The organism is Rhodococcus sp. KBS0724, assembly GCF_005938745.2.
Taxonomy (GTDB): domain Bacteria; phylum Actinomycetota; class Actinomycetes; order Mycobacteriales; family Mycobacteriaceae; genus Rhodococcus_F.
The window spans coordinates 1,051,501-1,067,516 of record NZ_VCBX02000001.1 but is presented as its reverse complement, the minus strand read 5'-3'; the positions used below and the strand labels follow the sequence as shown (position 1 = coordinate 1,067,516).

Below are 16,016 nucleotides of genomic sequence, written 5' to 3'. Positions count from 1 at the left end.
TAGTTCGTCATCGGTCGTGAATAGTTCAGTTGATTCCGCTGATCGCAAAATAGCTGTCGCGGCGAAGGATTCGGCGATGATGCGGCCAGTTCCGAGTCCGCGCGGCGGTCACCCATCGCAGGTCACCGATTTCGACATCCGACAACCCCGCGTCCGCCCACACTCCGATCGGCGCCGACATGTCCGCTATCGCGGAGAGCGGTGTGCCACGGCGACGAGTCACCGGTGTCGGCCCGCTCGAATAACCCGACGGCGGGAGCATCCTCAGCCGTCGTTGAACCGACTCGAAGCGGTGGCGATCGGTGCGATGGGTACTTTCTATGGCACTCACCATGCCGTATCGAGCCAACCTCTCCGCCGCCTTTGCACTGCGCGAGGCCGAGAAGTCGACAGCAATCACGTCGAACCCCAATCGAACGAGGATTTCGGACACGTTGCCCAGGCCCGATCCCATGTCCGCGACACGTTTGATCTCGCGACCGCCCGAGCGCTGACGCGTCAACGCGTCGATCACACCGACCCAGACCGGATGCTCGCGAAAATCCGTGGTGCGCGAATCCGACAGCGGCAAGGTCGCTCCGAGAGAATCGTCTTGCGCTTCCCAGTATCGACGAATATCGAAGATCAACTGTTTTTCTGACTGTGCCATGCCTGTACCTTCAACCGTCATTCATGGTTAGGTGATCCTACCCTTTGAAAAACAGTAAACTATATCTGACTCAGATATAGTTTTATGGTGCAGATCACAATTCACTACTCGCTACGCTGATCCGGTGCCCATCGCAGAAGACGCATCGAGATCGCTCATTGCCTCGACGTTCGAATTGCGCCGCGCGCTGCGCGAATACATGGACCCTTCGGGCACCGACGAGACACTTCCCGAAGCACAATCCGAAGTGATCCACGACATCGCCCACCACCCAGGCACCCGAATCGGAGCGGTCGCTCGACGGTTGGCGAAGCGGCCTAATACCGTCAGCACGCTCGTGCGCATTCTTACCGACAAGGATCTGATCGAACGACGCCCCGACCCCTCCGACGGTCGGGTCAGCACTCTGTACGTCAAGGACGAGCGAAGTGCCCGTCGTGATCGACGAACCGAACAGCGCATCCACGCACTCGCCGGAGAACTGTCGCACCTCACCCCGGAAGACGTGGACACACTCATTGCCGCCAGCCGAATTCTCGACAGCGTCAACTACTCGCTACGGGTTCACGCTCCCAGAGTCACAGCCGTCGCCGATTCCCAGCGAAGCACCGAATAACAATGCAAACAAACAGTTCTCGAGTTCCGGAACGCTAAAACCTGTCCGATACGTCCCTAGGAATCGAAATCCTGTTCGACTAAAATTAGTGCATGAACAGTCGGGAAGCGTGGCAATACGACGGCGAAGGCCTCAAGACAGAGGTGCTCGACCTCGCCCGCGCCCGGCACGAGATGCAGTCCCGCATGATTGTGATGATTACCGAGATGTTCACTCGCGACACACTCGGCGGCCGAGGATTCCGCGCTATCGCGCAGTGGCTGCACCAGTCCACGAACCTCGAGATCGGCGAATGTAGTCGGCTGGTCGGCCTGGCGCGGTTGTTCATGCTCGAACCTGTTGTCGGGCAATCTTTTCACGACGGTGATATCGATGCGTCGAAGGCGCGTCAGGTAGCGCAGTTCTGCCAGCGTCCGCCCAAGAACATGAGCCTCGTCGACGTCGAGAAGGCCCGCGACATCCTCCTGACCCTCGCCTCGAAGAACGTCACCGACTGCGATGCCGTCCGCGCGGCCATCCGGCGGATCCAGAAACAGTACGGCAACCGCGCCGACGGCATACCCGCCGGTGAGAATTCCGAACTCAACGAGTTCTACGCCTCCCGCGGGCTGTACGGGCGAGTCAGCGTCAAAGGTGACCTCGACGCCGTCAACGGTGCCCGTCTCATCGCGCTACTGTCCGCCCTGTCGGCGCCCACACCGGAGAAAGACGGCGTGAAAGACGAACGCACCCCGGCACTTCGACGCGCCGATGGATTTTGTGAACTGCTGCGCCGCTACGAAGCCGCCGGTCTCGGACCCGTCGAAGGTGGCGTCAAACCGCACCTGACGATCACCGCCACCGCAAAAGACCTCACCGATCTGCAGGCACTGAAAGACCTGCTGCCCTCCACCGAAGAACTCGGCTACGCGATCACCAACTGGGCCGGCCCCATCAGCCTCGACACCGCCCGCATGCTGGCCTGCGACTGCGAGATCACCCGAATCCTTCTCGACGACAACGGTGTACCCCTCAATCACGGCATGAAGGCGCGACTCGCGACCGTCCCACAGCGTCGCGCGCTCACGGTACGAGACGGCGGCTGCGCCTTCCCCGGTTGCGGAACCCCACCAGGCTGGTGCGACGCCCACCATCTGATTCACTGGCTCGACGACGGCCCCACGGATCTCGATAATCTGATCTTGCTGTGCGGTCACCACCATCGGATGATGCATCACACCGAGTGGAGAGTCGACATCGGAAACGACCGGAAAACCCGGTTCTATCCACCGATGTCGGTAGATCCGTATCAAGTTCCCGTTCCCGGGAACACACCGCCAACAGCGGCCTGAAAATCCAGCGTGCGCACCGGGGATCAAACATGCCCCGGTGCGCACGCTGCTGCTCGACTAGTGCAGGTCGTTCGCGATGATGTTCTCGATATTCCGTTCTGCCAGAGCGGTAATGGTGACAAACGGATTCACACCGACGTTCCCGGGAACCAGCGAGCCGTCCATGACGTAAAGCCCCGGATACTCGGGAAGCCGACCGTAGTTGTCGGTGGCCTTACCCAGAACACACCCGCCGAGCGGGTGGTATGTCAGTTGATCGCCCCACGTCTGGACCGGACCGAAAAGGTCGGTCCGATAGATTGTGCCTTCCTTCTTGTTGATCTTGTCGAATACCTTCTTGGCCATGGTGATCGACGGTTGATTCTGGGAGCGTTGCCAATTCAGTCCGACTTTGCCGGTGGTCGAGTTGAACTGGAATTGCGCGCGTTCGGGATTCTTGGCAATTGCCAGGTACAGGCTCACCCATAGCTCGGTCCCGGCCGGGAAGGGTGCAATCTCCGCGAAAACGGGTGCTGTGGAGTCTGCCCAGTTGTCGATACCCATCACCGGTATCGACGATTGCTTTGCCCCTGTTGCATCCCACATATGGTTGGCGCGGGCCACCATCACGTTGCCGTTGTGACCCCATTCCTGGCCGACGGCTCCCGGCAGGTTCGCCAGTTGCCCTTGTGCTTTCATAGAGACGAGCAACTTGCTGGTGCCGACGCTGCCGGCTGCAAAGAAGACCTTGTCGGCAACAACCGTCTTGGTTCCGACAGTGTTTCCCTGCTCGTTGATCTGGTTCATCACCACCTGATACCCACCACCGGTTGCAGCCGGCGACACGCTGGTCACGACGTGTAGTGCGGAGATCGTGAGGCGCCCGGTTGCCGACGCTGCCGCGAGGTACGTCTTGTCGAGGGACTTCTTGCCCGCGTTGTTTCCGAAAATAACCTCGGCGGCCAGGGCGGATTTGGCAACCTGTCCCGAAGCCTCCTGCTTCATGTAGTTGAAGTCGTAGACATTGGGAACGAATGTCGTAGCGAAACCGGATCTCTCAGCGGTCTTCCGGCCGGTTCTCGCAAATGCGTAGTATTCGGTCGACTCGAACCAGGCGGGATCGATGTTGTTCACACCCAGCGCAGCGTTAGCTCTCGGGAAGTAGGTCGAGTACATCTCTTCCGAATCTACGCCGGGAAGGATTTCCTCGAAGTAGTTGCGCTTCGGCGTCACTGCCATTCCGCCGTTGACAAGCGATCCGCCACCCACCCCGCGGCCTTGATAGACCTTGATCCCACCGAAGTCCTCGGCGTCGAGAACACCGACGTATCGACTGATGTTCTTGTCGATCGAACCACCCGAGAAGTGCGAAAGCGGTTGTACTGTGCGATCTCTGAGCCAGAAGGAGCGACCGTCCGGCGAGAGCGTCGAGCAGAAGATCTTGCCGTCGGATCCCGGCGTGGTCCAGGATCGACCCATCTCGACCATATGCGTGTCGATGCCGGCCTGCGTCAATCGGAGCGCTGCCACTGCTCCGCCGTAACCACTGCCGATCACCAGAGCCGGAACGCGGTCACCGTCATCGAGTGCCCGTCGGGGCGAGGCCGCTGCCGTCGTCCACGACGAAGACAATGCGGCAGCACCTACAGCTAATCCTGTTGCGGCAAGGAAGTTTCTACGCGTCAGCCCCGAAGTGGTACGTGCGTATCGGTCCTTGGATCCAGCTCGAATACTCAAGTGACTCCTTCTTGTTCGGTTGGCCCCCGCGCAGAGATATACCGTTCCCGAACCGTTCCGATGAGCATTACCCGCCAGTAACATCGAGCAGCCGCTCATTTCAAACAAAAGTGACCGGTGAACACACGGTTCACCGGTCACTTAGGGAATATGTGGATCAGGGTAGAGCGATACGCCCCTCGACAGCACCCAGTCCGATATCCGTCCGGAAATGCCCACCGGGAAGCTTCACGAGTGCAATCTTCGCGTAGGCATCGTCGCGTGCTTCGGCAAGATCCTTACCCACTCCGACAACACTCAGCACACGGCCGCCGGCCGACACCACGGCACCGTCTTCACGCTTTTTGGTGCCCGCATGGAGAACACCCTCGGCGTCTGCTCCGGTGATCACGTCACCCGTCCGCGGCGTCGCCGGGTAGTTCTCCGCGGCAATCACGACTGTGACGGCACTGCCGTCGCGCCACTGCAACGGACCAACGGAATCGAGCGTGCCGGTGGACGCGGCGTTGAGCAATCCGCCCAGCGGCGTCTCGAGCAGCGCCAGGACGGCCTGAGTTTCCGGGTCACCGAATCGGCAGTTGAACTCGACCACGGCCGGTCCGTTGACACCCATTGCGAGGCCTGCGTAAAGGAGTCCGGTGAAGCCGCTGCCCCGTGCAACCAACTCCGCAGCGACAGGCTTCACGACATCGTCGACGATCTGCGTGACCATCTCGTCCGGCAACCACGGCAACGGGGTGTATGCACCCATGCCGCCGGTGTTGGGTCCGCTGTCACCGTCGCCGACGCGCTTGTGATCCTGTGCGGGCAGCAACGGAACAACCGTCTCGCCGTCGACGAGGCAGAAGAGCGAAACCTCGGGGCCGTCGAGGAAAGATTCGAGCAAGACCGGGTGGCCACTCTCGAGCAGTTCGGCAGCGTGGTCACGCGCAGCACCGCGGTCGGTCGTGACTACGACGCCCTTACCTGCGGCCAGTCCGTCGTCCTTGACCACCCAGTTGGGGCCGAAACGATCGAGAGCCTCGTCCAGCTTGGCGGGATTGTCGACGATCTCGCTGTGAGCGGTTTTGACACCGGCAACAGCCATCACGTCCTTGGCAAATGCCTTGGACCCTTCGATGCGGGCTGCGTCGGCTGACGGTCCGAAGCACGCGATACCGGCTGCTCGGACGGCATCCGCGACACCGAGCACCAGCGGAACCTCAGGTCCGATGACAACGAGGTCTGCTTCGACCTTCTTGGCCAACGCAGTGACAGCCTCGCCCGACGCGACGTCGACCGGGTGCTGCTCGGCGATCTTGCCGATACCGGCATTGCCGGGCGCGCAGATCAGGGCCGTGACACCTGGATCGCGAGCAAGGGAGAGAAGGAGGGCATGTTCACGGGCTCCGGAGCCGATTACGAGTACGCGCACGTGAACAGACTACGGCCCCGCGCCGATGCGCCTCGCAGCGTGTGTCACCTGGGGTTCCTTGGACGCAGGACAGAACATGGTCGCGCAGTCCGATCGGGTTGACCGGACTGCGCGACCCGCCGACGATGCCTGTCAGACCGTCAGGTCGTAGAGAGTCACTCCATCCACAGTGGTCGCCGTGAAGTTCTCGGTCACCCATGCCGAGATTGCGGTGGCCGTTCCTTCGGCGTTCATTCCGCCGCCCATTCCGCCCCCGCCGATGAAGAAGTGAATCTTCCCGTCCGCGACGTACTGCTGGAACTGCTCGAGTGTCGGTGACGGATCACTACCGTTGAAACCGCCGATCGCCATGACCGGGGACTCCGTCGCGAGTTGGTATCCCGACGCACTGTTCGAGCCGATTGCCGCTGCCACCCAGGTGAACTGGTCGGAATTCTCCTCGAGTTTCTCCACCACGGCGGCACCGGGGGTGCTGCCCTGCAGGAGTCCGCCCACAGAACCACCCATGCCGTCGCGAGCTCCGTCGGTTGCAGCCCCCGGCGTATTCGCAGCTCCCGGCGTAGCGCCGGCACCGGGGATCTGACCCATCCCGGCAGGCGGGGTACCCATTGCGCCGGCCGCGCCGCCCGCGCCACCTATAGCCCTGGTGCCGCCGTCGCCCATTCCACCGAATCCTCCGCGACCGCCACCTGGTCCGCCCATGCCGCCCTGAATGCTGGGACCGGCAGAAACGATCGAACCGGTATGTGGGGTGTTGATCGTGTCGATCGCATAGGCAGTTGGTCCGGCCAGTCCGGTGAACAGCGCCGCCAGTATCACCGCTACAGCTAGTCGTCCCCGGGTGATCGCGGGAATCAGCATCGCTACCGCGGCAACTATGCCGACCACCAGAATCGTCCACCGCAGCCACGGGACAAACGACGGTGTGCGTCCCAGCAGTACCCACGCCATCGCAACGGTTGCCGCCAGAGAAACAGCCAAGACGATACGAACCCACAGTGTTTCGCGGTGACGCCACAAGAGCACTGAGCCCGAGCCGATCAACGCGGCAATCGCCGGAGCCAGCGCGACTGTGTAGTAGGCGTGGAAGATTCCGGCCATGAAGCTGAAGGTCAGTCCGGTTACCAGCAGCCAGAGTCCCCACACGATGAACGACCCGCGCTGTGTGTCAACCCGAGGAGCCTTACCCCGCACGACGATTCCGGCAACCAGAAGAATGAGTGCTGCCGGGATGAGCCAGGCGATCTGGCCACCCTGGGCTGATTCGAAAAGCCGCGTGATGCCAGTGGTTCCCCACATTCCGCCGCCGCCACCCGGTGCCATCGCGGCGCCGGCATCACCGAACCCGGTTGCACCGCCCGCAGCAGCGGCGGCGTCACCGGCGGCGCGCATTCCGCCGCCACCGACACTGCCGGTCTCGTTGCCGCTCAAACGACCCAATCCGTTGTAACCGAAGGTCAATTCGAGAATGGAGTTGTTCTGCGAACCGCCGATCCAGGGGCGCGAATCAGCCGGCCACAGTTCTACGATCGCCAACCACCAACCGGCAGAGACGATCATGCCGCCAAGTGCCGCAAAGAGTTGCAGCACCCGTTTGCCCAGCTTCGGTGGGCCCGCGATCAGGTACGTCAGCGCCAACGGCGGCACGACAAGCATGACCTGCAACTGCTTGGTCAGGAATCCGAAGCCGCAGAACACACCGACCAGCACGAGCCATCGGGTTCGCCCGTCCTGAACCGCGCGCATCATCGCCCACACCGCCGCGATCATGATGAGAACCAACATTGCGTCCGGGTTGTTGAACCGGAACATCAGTGCCGCAACGGGAGTGAGAGCCAAGACCAAACCGGCGAGCAAACCCGCGGCGGCGCCGAAGTAACGCCGGACGGTGCCCCACAGCAACGCGACCGATCCAACGCCGAGCAACGCCTGCGGCACCAACATCGCCCACGAGTTGAGCCCGAAGATACGCACCGACAACGACATGAGCCAGAGCGACATCGGCGGCTTGTCGACGGTGATCGAGTTCGCCGCATCCGACGAACCGAAGAAGAAGGCCTTCCACGACACCGAACCAGCTTGCACCGCAGCGGCATAGAACGAGTTGGCCCAGCCGGACGCTCCCAAACCCCAGATGTAGGCAACACCGGTACCCACCAGAAGCGCACCAAGAGCCCATGGCTCCCAGCGCACGGAACGTGGCGGTTCGGGAAGAGGCGCGATGACGGTCTCCTGTTCGACAGTGGCGGTCATCGAGTAACTCCTACAGGTTGTGCGGAACGGAATACCCAGCGAAGAGCAACAAATCGACTCACTGTGGCAACAAGATTGGCGATGACCAGGACGGCCAACTCGACGTGCTTGGATGCGTCGGGGGCCGCGGAATGTAATACGAACAACGACCCACTGGTGAGCAGGAGTCCGAACGCGAATACCAGCAGACCTTGTGCCTGATGACGCCCGGAGCCTTCCGAACCTCGAATACCGAAGGTGAAGGCACGATTGGCCGTGGTGTTGAAGACGGCAGTCACCAGCAGTGCAACTGCGTTGGCCCACTGGGCACCCATCACCGAATGCAGTGCGAGATACAGGAGCGCGTAGGCCAAGGTCGAGACGACACCGACAACGGCAAACCGGGCCAGCTGCCCTACCATGCCGCGTGGCACACCGGGAACAAGCGGCTCCCGCCCGAAGCTTGCCCGAAGCTCCGCCAGAGGCAAAGATCCCGTCGACAGTGCTCGCCCCACGCGCACTACGCCTTTGATATCCGCGACGGCGGTGGCAACGATGTCGACTCGACTGTCCGGGTCGTCAACCCAGTCCACCGGCACCTCGTGGATCCGCATCCCGGACCGCTCGGCCAGCACGAGCAGTTCCGTGTCGAAGAACCATCCCGTGTCCTCGACCAACGGAAGCAGTTGGCGCGCAACATCGACGCGCATCGCCTTGAACCCGCACTGGGCGTCGGAGAACCGGGCGTGCAGCGCACTACGCAGAATGAGGTTGTAACTGCGTGAGATGAACTCACGTTTGGGGCCGCGAACCACCCGCGACGAACGTGCCAACCTGGATCCGATCGCGATATCCGAATGCCCGGACACCAACGGTGCGATCAGCGGCATCAGTGCATTGAGATCGGTGGAAAGATCCACGTCCATGTACGCGACGATGTCGGCGTCGGACGTACTCCACACCTGTCGCAGCGCCCGACCCCGCCCCTTCTCGTCCAGGTGCACAACTCGGACGTCGTCGAATTCCTCGGCGAGTGCGCGTCCGATTGCCAGCGTCCCGTCGACACTGGCGTTGTCGGCGATCGTTATCCGAGCAGGAAAGGGAACGTGGGTGTGCAGGTGGTGACGCAACCGCCGAACGCATGTGTCGAGGCCGGCTTCCTCGTTGTACACCGGAACCACCACGTCCAGCACTACCGCCGTCGTGGAACCTCCCACAGCGTCCGTGGCGCCCACGGTCTGCATGGCTTCTGTCATGCGTCTCAGAATCACTTGCTACACCGTGATCACTCTGGACACAGGCTGGGAGTTTCCTGGCAACGAAGTTTCCTGCCAAACACTGTGCGGGATAACCTCTGACCTATGCCTTCAGTATTCAGCGCCATCATCAACGGGGACCTGCCGGGACGTTTTGTGTGGGAGGACGACGACGTCGTTGCCTTCCTTACTATCGCGCCGGTGACACAGGGCCATGTACTGGTAGTTCCTCGTGCCGAGGTCGATCAGTGGCAGGACGTCGATCCCGAACTTTTTGCCAAAGTCACGGCAGTCGCCCGCACGATGGGCCAGGCCGTGCGCAAGGCGTTCGACGCACCGCGCGCCGGGCTCCTCATCGCCGGTTTGGAAGTGCCGCATCTGCACGTCCACGTTTTCCCGGCGTACACGATGGGAAACTTCGACATCAGTGGCGCCGATACGTCACCGTCGCCCGAGTCTCTCGAGGACGCTCAAGCACGGCTGAAAACGGCACTTCACGAGATCGGATATTCGAGCAACGTTTCAGCACGCTGACGGTTAACTGAGAGTGTCGCCGCAATGTTCGATCCAGCGGCGCGGTGGTCCACTTTGTCTCGTTTATCGACGGTGACCTGCACTTCCACATTCCGAACAGTCCGTTTACGTTGTCGCACAACACCGAGTTTCGCTGCTACCGTTGAGCGCTGGTCGCAGGACCAGCGCCCAACGGGACACACCAGCTGGGACCATCGGAGGAACGGAAGCAATGCAGGAACGTGCCAAAATCAGTCGCCAGCAGATTCTTCGTGGCGCGGCTGACCGGTTCGAAATCTCTGGGTACGGCAGCACCAGCATGAATGACATCGTGTCCGCGTCACGGATGACCAAGGGCGCGGTCTACTTTCATTTCTCCTCCAAAGACGAACTTGCCCAGGCCGTCATCGACGAGCAGCATCGCATTTCTCTGGCATCGTTTTCTGCAGCTGCGTCTACCGGCGCACCGGCATTGGAGCAGGTCATCATGGTCTGCAACGAGATCGCTCGACAATTGATCTCCGATCCAGTCGTTCGCGCCGGCATCCGACTCACCTTGGAGCTCAATACTGCCGACGGCCCATTCGACCCGTATCTCAGCTGGATTCGAGAACTTCAACGACTGGCTGACATCGCACAGCAAGAAGGCGATATTCGCCAGGATGTCACGCCCGAATCCGTAGGTCGTGTTGTCACGGCGACCTTCACAGGCGTGCAAATGGTCTCGAACGTCCTGACACGTCGTGCCGACCTCTCGGAGCGCATCGACGAGTTGTTCCTACTGCTCCTTGCCGGTGTGGTGTCGGACAAGCGTCGCGGCGACATCGACGCTCTGGTGAAAACCCGAATCGAGTCCTACGTCGCCTGACCTTCTCCGACGTCACAGTTCTCGTTGACAGCAGTTCTTTGACACTGGGCGGCATCGCGACACGCCGAACGTCGGTTGCCATTTATCTCGCGAAGGCGCGCCGTTGGCCGCCTTCCGAGGCAGCAGTTTCCACGATCTTGCCGCCCCGAAACCAGCTCGTGACTGGTCTGGCACCAACAACGTTCACCTGGTGTTGCGCAGTGGATGCTGCGGAATCTCGCATCCCTGCGCCACTTTCGACAACGGGGCGATTCTCCCGAAGTGAATTCGGACTGTCGCGTTGCCGGCGCGGTGCGCATCTTCTTCCGACCAACTCAGTCCTCGTGGGGTTCGCGAGGAAGTTCCACCCGGAAGGTCGCACCTTCGCCGGGCGCGCTGGTCACCGAGACGGTCCCGTGGTGCGCTGCTACCAATGCGGATACGATCGACAACCCAAGACCAGCACCGCCGGTTTCCCTCGTGCGGGAGGTGTCCGCGCGATAGAACCTTTCGAAAATTCGTGCCGCGTCTTCCTCACTGAGTCCTTGCCCGGTATCCGAAACCTCGATGACCACAGTATCTTCGGTAGTCCCCAATCGAATGACGATCTCAGCGTCCGGCGGGGTATGTTTGACTGCATTCCCGACCAGGTTCGCGACAACTTGGCGCAGACGGGCCTGATCTCCGACCACCTCGGGGGTTCCCGGCCCACCCGTCATCTGCAGCGTGACGCGCCGATCGGGCGCGATGGCTCGCGCCGCTTGAATCGAATCTGCCACAACTGCAAGGAGATCCACCGGCTTGTTGTCGAGTGGGCGTTGCTCGTCGAGACGCGCCAGCATCAGGAGGTCTTCGACCAGCAAGCCCATCCGCGACGCCTCCCCCTCGATGCGATTCATCAGCGTTGCCGTATCCGTCATGGCACCTTGGCGATACAGTTCCGAGAATCCGCGGATGGTAGTCAGCGGCGTCCGCAATTCATGGCTTGCATCGCCGACAAAGCGTCGCATTCGCTCTTCGGAGCGGCGTGCCGATTCCTCCGACGCCTCGGTTGCGGCAAAAGCCCGTTGGATCTGGGCCAGCATTCCGTTGAGCGCCACCGACAATCGACCGATTTCAGTACGATCGTCCCGTTCCGGGACGCGTCGATGGAGATCACCGGCGGCAATGGCTGCTGCAGTTTCCTCGACCTCTACCAACGGCCGAAGACTACGACGGACCACGAAGTAGGCTGCGCCGCCGAGTACGAGCAACACCACAACACCGATCCCGAATTGGAGACCGATCAGGTCGTCGACAGTCTGCTCGATATCCGTCATACGGACACCGATGGTGGTGGTCGTTCCGTCTCGAACAGTGGTGAGCACCCGCCACTTCACATCCGAGCCGTCATTCGAGCCTGTCGTGACCGGCCCGTTCGTGGCGTCGACAGACAGATCCGGTTCCGTCGTCGACGACGATTCGTCGTTCAGGACTATGGTTCGCCCGTCCGCGGTCACCGTGCGCACGAAGAACGGGCTCGGTGGACGGGTATTCGGGCCTACCTGACTGGGCGGCTGGACATCTCGCGAACGCGGCTTTGCCCAGCCGTCGATGGCCTCGTACAGAGTCCGGTCAGTGCGTTGCGTCAGAGAGTTCGCGAGCGCGGACGTCACCGCCACTCCTGATGCGAGCAAACCGATTCCAGCCAGAATGAGCAGAGCGGCCACAAGCGTGAACCGGAGCGGGAGCGCATGCACACGGAATCGCCCTCCGGCGGAAGGCTTTTCGGTCTGCAACTCCGCAGTCATCGCCGCGGTTCGCGCATCACGTACCCGACGCCACGCAACGTGTGGATCAACGGAGTCTCACCCGTGTCGACTTTGCGCCGGAGGTAGGAAACATAGGACTCGACCACACCCACCTCACCGCCGAAGTCGTAGTTCCAGACGTGATCGAGGATGCGCGGCTTGCTCAGTACAGTGCCGGCATTGACCATGAAGTACCGCAGCAGAGTGAACTCTGTCGGTGACAGCGATACCAGCTCGCCGTTCTTCCACACTTCACGTGTGTCGTCGTCAAGTTCGATGTCCGCGAACGTGACCCGAGGAGACTGCTCCTGCGCGACTCCGCGCCCGGCTCGGCGCAGGATGACGCGCAGCCGCGTCACCACTTCCTCGAGGCTGAACGGCTTGGTCACGTAATCGTCAGCGCCCAAGGTGAGCCCGGTGATCTTGTCGTCGAGTGCATCCTTGGCTGTCAGAAAGAGCACCGGCGCGTCGACGCCGTCCGCGCGCAACCGTCGCAGCAGTCCGAAGCCGTCCATCCCGGGCATCATGACGTCCAAGATGATGGCGTCGGGACGAAAGGTTCGCGCCACGTCGAGGCCTTCGGCGCCACTGGATGCGGTGGCAACTTCGAAACCTTGAAAACGGAGGCTCACGGAGAGCAACTCCACGATGGTGGGCTCGTCGTCGACAACGAGGATGCGGGCTTCAGTTGGCTTGTCGGTCACAAAAACCATCTTCTCCCCTCCCACTGGATTCACGCTGCGCGTTCCCTGGGAAGTTCCTGTGAACGGTAACGGATGTGACTGGTCTGACCACCCGAATCAGCCTTCTACCTGCATTCCGTTGCTATCGTGATGTGGTCAGCAACGACATCCGGACGAGCACACCGTACCCGGCCAGCGACAAGACGGTGTTAGGAGTGTTCGTCATGGCATGGATCGTGCTTGTTATTTCCGGAGTTTTCGAAGCTGTGTGGGCCACGGCGTTGGGCAAATCCGTTGGATTCACCAAGCTGGCACCCAGCATCGTGTTTGTCGTCGGCCTGATCGTCAGTATGGCGGGCCTTGCGTATGCAATGCGCACACTACCGATCGGCACTGCATACGCAGTCTGGGTTGGCATCGGCGCCGCGCTGACGGTCGGATACGCCATGATCACGGGCACCGAGTCTTCCTCGATCGTCAAAGTCCTGCTGATCTTGGTCATCATCGCAGCAGTGGTCGGCCTGAAGGTTCTGCACTGACGCTCGCATCATCCGCGAGTATTTGTGTGTGACCGGTTACAGTTATTCAATGAAACTGGTCGAGACACTCACGCTCCCGGTGCGCGCGGGCCTGGCCGCCGCAGAAATTAGCCTGAGTATTGCCGAGCTGACGATAACGACCGTTCGAGTTGTCATCGCGAACCCGAGCGCCGCGACGGTCGGCGCCGCATCTCTGGCAAATCCACGCGGGCCGTTGCAGATGATTCAACAGTTGTCGTCTCTGACAGCGGACGACCGTCCCATCGGACAGGCTCTCGCCGCCGGCGGGCCACTCGATCGACTATTGGCCCCCGGCGGTCCCGTCGACAAATTGACGGCACCGGACGGAACCCTCGAACGCCTTCTTGCCCCAGGCGGCCCGCTCGAGCGCGTACTTGCTCCGGGAGGTCCCCTGGACCGAGTGCTCGCCGAGGACGGCGCGTTGGAGCGACTGCTTGCACCCGGCGGACTACTCGACCGGATGACGGCCGAAGACGGCCCATTGGAAAGATTGACGGCGCAGGACGGCGCGGTGGAACGCCTCACCGCAAAGAACGGCGTCATCGACCGCGCACTGGCAGAAAACGGAATCCTCGAAACTTTGCTCGCGGAGAACGGCGCATTCGAAAGACTTATCGCCGAGGGTGGTCCACTCGACCAGATCGTTGCCCTTTCCGACACCTTGACGTCGTTGGCCCCCAACCTCGAACGCATGAGTGCCAGCATCGAAATACTTCAGGACACCGTCGAAGTACTCAGTGCCGCAGTGGGCCCATTAGGGGAATTGGCCGGAAAGCTCCCCAACCGGTGGCTCAAGGGCAAGCCCGAGCGGCCGATATCCGATGTCGGTATCGAACCCACGTAGCCGCACCCACATAACGGCGTCATACCTGCATAACAGGCCAGTTGCGCGGAGTCAGTTATTGATCACGATATTGAGATTGACGATAATTCCGCCGAACGTCAGGATCGTGTTTGCCAGGCCGAGGGTGAATCCGCTGTTCAATGCGGCAATAAGTCCATTCATTGTCGTATCCCCTTCACTGTCTTCGGGTTACACGTACAAGATTGTGCGCTGGCGCTGAGAATAGGCCATGCCGGAGGCATTCGGGGACCTGACGAGAAATCTTGTACCGCAGTCTCATTTGCTAGTATATCCATTGCAGCACAACAGCTTTAGGCCGAGCGGGTGCATACCCATTTCGACTCGCCGTCAAACATCACCAGTTGAAACAGGCTATGTCCGATTCGTGACAAAGGTAACGAATCCGACGACAATCCCCGCGTTCCGCGACTAAACAGACTGCATACCAGGTATCCAGGTGCGAGGATGGGACAAATCACCCGAAATTAGCCGGGCCTGGGAGAAGGGTGTGCACGTTATGACGCCGCCACACGCCGATTTTTGCCATGGAACCGGTGACGGTGCAGGCACTTTCGTACTTCCAACACGATTGAAGGCAACCGCCGAGGCCCTGCGATCACTCTATTCGCAACCCGATCAGCACACAGATGACGAGCACTTCCTCCGACAAATCTGCAGCCATGCCGTGGACATCGTCGACAGCGCCCACATGGCCGGCATCACCGTTGCCGAATCCGATTCGACGCACCGCACCGTCGCCGCGACCGATGACGTCGTCCACGCAGTCGACGAGCTGCAATTTCGGCTCGGAGCCGGCCCGGCAGTGGAATCCGCTGACACATCGTGCGTCGTACACGCCCACTCCGCCGAAGCCAACCGTCGCTGGCCGCAATTCGCGGGCGAGGCCCACCATGCCGGAGTGTCGAGCTTTCTCTCAGCGCCGCTCCCCGGGCAGGGACAAACTCTCGGAACTCTGAATCTGTACAGCCGCGACCAGCATGGATTCACCGACGCCGACGCTGCTGTCATCGAACTCTTTGCCCTCACCGCGTACTTCGCGTTGCGTAGTTCGCATCAACTCGAGCTTGCCAGAGCACGCACCAGGGATCTCGAACTCGCCCTCGAATCCCGAGGTGTGATCGAACAGGCAAAAGGCATCATCATGGGCACGAGACACGTCACCGCTGACGACGCCTTCTCGCTCCTCATTCAGGAATCCCAGACGAGCAACATCAAACTTCGCATTGTCGCGCAGCAACACATCGCCGCTGCGGTCCGTCCGCGCGAGACCGAGGTGAGCAGCCACGAGGCCAGGCCGTCCACCAACTAGAACCAGGACCGAAAAAGGGCGTCCACTCGGCTGATTGCCGGATGGACGCCCTCTGTCGTGGAGCCTCCTGTCGGGATTGAACCGACGACCTTTCGCTTACAAGGCGAGTGCTCTACCACTGAGCTAAGGAGGCGAAGTCACACGCGTCGCCGCGAACGAACTTTGCGGAGCCATCATATCCAAGCCGTCACGGTGGCCGCGCGCGGGTCACATTAGATACCGTGGGCCCCATGAG

General features: G+C 61.2%; 14 protein-coding genes, 1 tRNA gene and 1 riboswitch. Of the genes, 7 read left to right on the top strand and 8 right to left on the bottom strand.

Annotation, left to right across the window (positions count from 1 at the left end):
• Nucleotides 1-25 precede the first annotated feature (25 nt).
• On the bottom strand, nucleotides 26-649 hold the full coding sequence (locus FFI94_RS04900; RefSeq protein ID WP_138872001.1) for a class I SAM-dependent methyltransferase: 624 nt from the start codon (nucleotides 647-649) through the stop codon (nucleotides 26-28).
• A gap of 124 nt (nucleotides 650-773) precedes the next feature.
• On the opposite strand from FFI94_RS04900, the gene FFI94_RS04895 reads away from it, so the two are divergent.
• Together FFI94_RS04895 and FFI94_RS04890 are read left to right on the top strand one after the other, a co-directional pair.
• A complete protein-coding gene (locus FFI94_RS04895) occupies nucleotides 774-1,265 on the top strand; it encodes a MarR family winged helix-turn-helix transcriptional regulator (RefSeq protein ID WP_138872000.1) in 492 nt (163 codons plus the stop codon).
• A 92-nt stretch (nucleotides 1,266-1,357) separates the two neighbouring features.
• Nucleotides 1,358-2,596: an HNH endonuclease signature motif containing protein gene (locus FFI94_RS04890; RefSeq protein WP_138871999.1), complete on the top strand. Its 1,239-nt coding sequence runs from the start codon at nucleotides 1,358-1,360 to the stop codon at nucleotides 2,594-2,596.
• 57 nt (nucleotides 2,597-2,653) lie between these two features.
• Here FFI94_RS04890 and FFI94_RS04885 read toward each other — a convergent pair whose 3' ends face one another.
• The 4 genes from FFI94_RS04885 to FFI94_RS04870 form a co-directional block, all read right to left on the bottom strand.
• A complete protein-coding gene (locus FFI94_RS04885; protein ID WP_138871998.1) occupies nucleotides 2,654-4,312 on the bottom strand; it encodes a GMC oxidoreductase in 1,659 nt (552 codons plus the stop codon).
• Between the two features lie 157 nt (nucleotides 4,313-4,469).
• Nucleotides 4,470-5,726, bottom strand: coding sequence for a phosphoribosylamine--glycine ligase (gene purD, locus FFI94_RS04880; RefSeq protein WP_138871997.1), 1,257 nt, complete (start codon nucleotides 5,724-5,726; stop codon nucleotides 4,470-4,472).
• A 132-nt stretch (nucleotides 5,727-5,858) separates the two neighbouring features.
• Nucleotides 5,859-7,979 carry a glycosyltransferase family 39 protein gene (locus FFI94_RS04875; protein ID WP_138871996.1) on the bottom strand — a complete coding sequence of 707 codons (2,121 nt, stop codon included), beginning with the start codon at nucleotides 7,977-7,979 and terminating at the stop codon, nucleotides 5,859-5,861.
• Entirely contained in the window at nucleotides 7,976-9,214 is a 1,239-nt protein-coding gene (locus FFI94_RS04870; protein ID WP_138871995.1) for a bifunctional glycosyltransferase family 2/GtrA family protein, read from the bottom strand. Before FFI94_RS04870 ends, FFI94_RS04875 begins: the two co-directional genes overlap by 4 nt.
• 105 nt (nucleotides 9,215-9,319) lie before the next feature.
• Here FFI94_RS04870 and FFI94_RS04865 point away from each other — a divergent pair, with 105 nt between their 5' ends.
• Both FFI94_RS04865 and FFI94_RS04860 read left to right on the top strand, forming a co-directional pair.
• Nucleotides 9,320-9,748, top strand: a complete 429-nt coding sequence (locus FFI94_RS04865) for an HIT family protein (RefSeq protein WP_138871994.1) — start codon at nucleotides 9,320-9,322, stop codon at nucleotides 9,746-9,748.
• A gap of 211 nt (nucleotides 9,749-9,959) precedes the next feature.
• Nucleotides 9,960-10,595, top strand: a complete 636-nt coding sequence (locus tag FFI94_RS04860; RefSeq protein ID WP_138871993.1) for a ScbR family autoregulator-binding transcription factor — start codon at nucleotides 9,960-9,962, stop codon at nucleotides 10,593-10,595.
• 314 nt (nucleotides 10,596-10,909) lie between these two features.
• Here FFI94_RS04860 and FFI94_RS04855 read toward each other — a convergent pair whose 3' ends face one another.
• Both FFI94_RS04855 and FFI94_RS04850 read right to left on the bottom strand, forming a co-directional pair.
• The gene (locus tag FFI94_RS04855; protein ID WP_138871992.1) at nucleotides 10,910-12,364 is read right to left on the bottom strand and encodes a cell wall metabolism sensor histidine kinase WalK; all 1,455 of its coding nucleotides are present in this window, start codon (nucleotides 12,362-12,364) and stop codon (nucleotides 10,910-10,912) included.
• Nucleotides 12,361-13,077: a response regulator transcription factor gene (locus FFI94_RS04850; protein WP_138871991.1), complete on the bottom strand. Its 717-nt coding sequence runs from the start codon at nucleotides 13,075-13,077 to the stop codon at nucleotides 12,361-12,363. The genes FFI94_RS04855 and FFI94_RS04850 overlap by 4 nt, the downstream gene beginning before the upstream one ends.
• 117 nt (nucleotides 13,078-13,194) lie before the next feature.
• A riboswitch (guanidine-III (ykkC-III) riboswitch) is annotated at nucleotides 13,195-13,260 on the top strand.
• Between the two features lie 11 nt (nucleotides 13,261-13,271).
• Here FFI94_RS04850 and FFI94_RS04845 point away from each other — a divergent pair.
• From FFI94_RS04845 to FFI94_RS04835, 3 genes are all read left to right on the top strand, one after another.
• Nucleotides 13,272-13,586, top strand: a complete 315-nt coding sequence (locus FFI94_RS04845) for a multidrug efflux SMR transporter (protein ID WP_138873600.1) — start codon at nucleotides 13,272-13,274, stop codon at nucleotides 13,584-13,586.
• Between the two features lie 49 nt (nucleotides 13,587-13,635).
• A complete protein-coding gene (locus tag FFI94_RS04840; protein WP_138871990.1) occupies nucleotides 13,636-14,451 on the top strand; it encodes an ABC transporter in 816 nt (271 codons plus the stop codon).
• Nucleotides 14,452-14,968: 517 nt separating this feature from the next.
• Nucleotides 14,969-15,781, top strand: coding sequence for a GAF and ANTAR domain-containing protein (locus FFI94_RS04835; RefSeq protein WP_138871989.1), 813 nt, complete (start codon nucleotides 14,969-14,971; stop codon nucleotides 15,779-15,781).
• A 58-nt stretch (nucleotides 15,782-15,839) separates the two neighbouring features.
• Here the strand turns inward: FFI94_RS04835 and FFI94_RS04830 are convergent.
• A tRNA-Thr gene (locus FFI94_RS04830) sits at nucleotides 15,840-15,914 on the bottom strand.
• Nucleotides 15,915-16,016 lie beyond the last annotated feature (102 nt).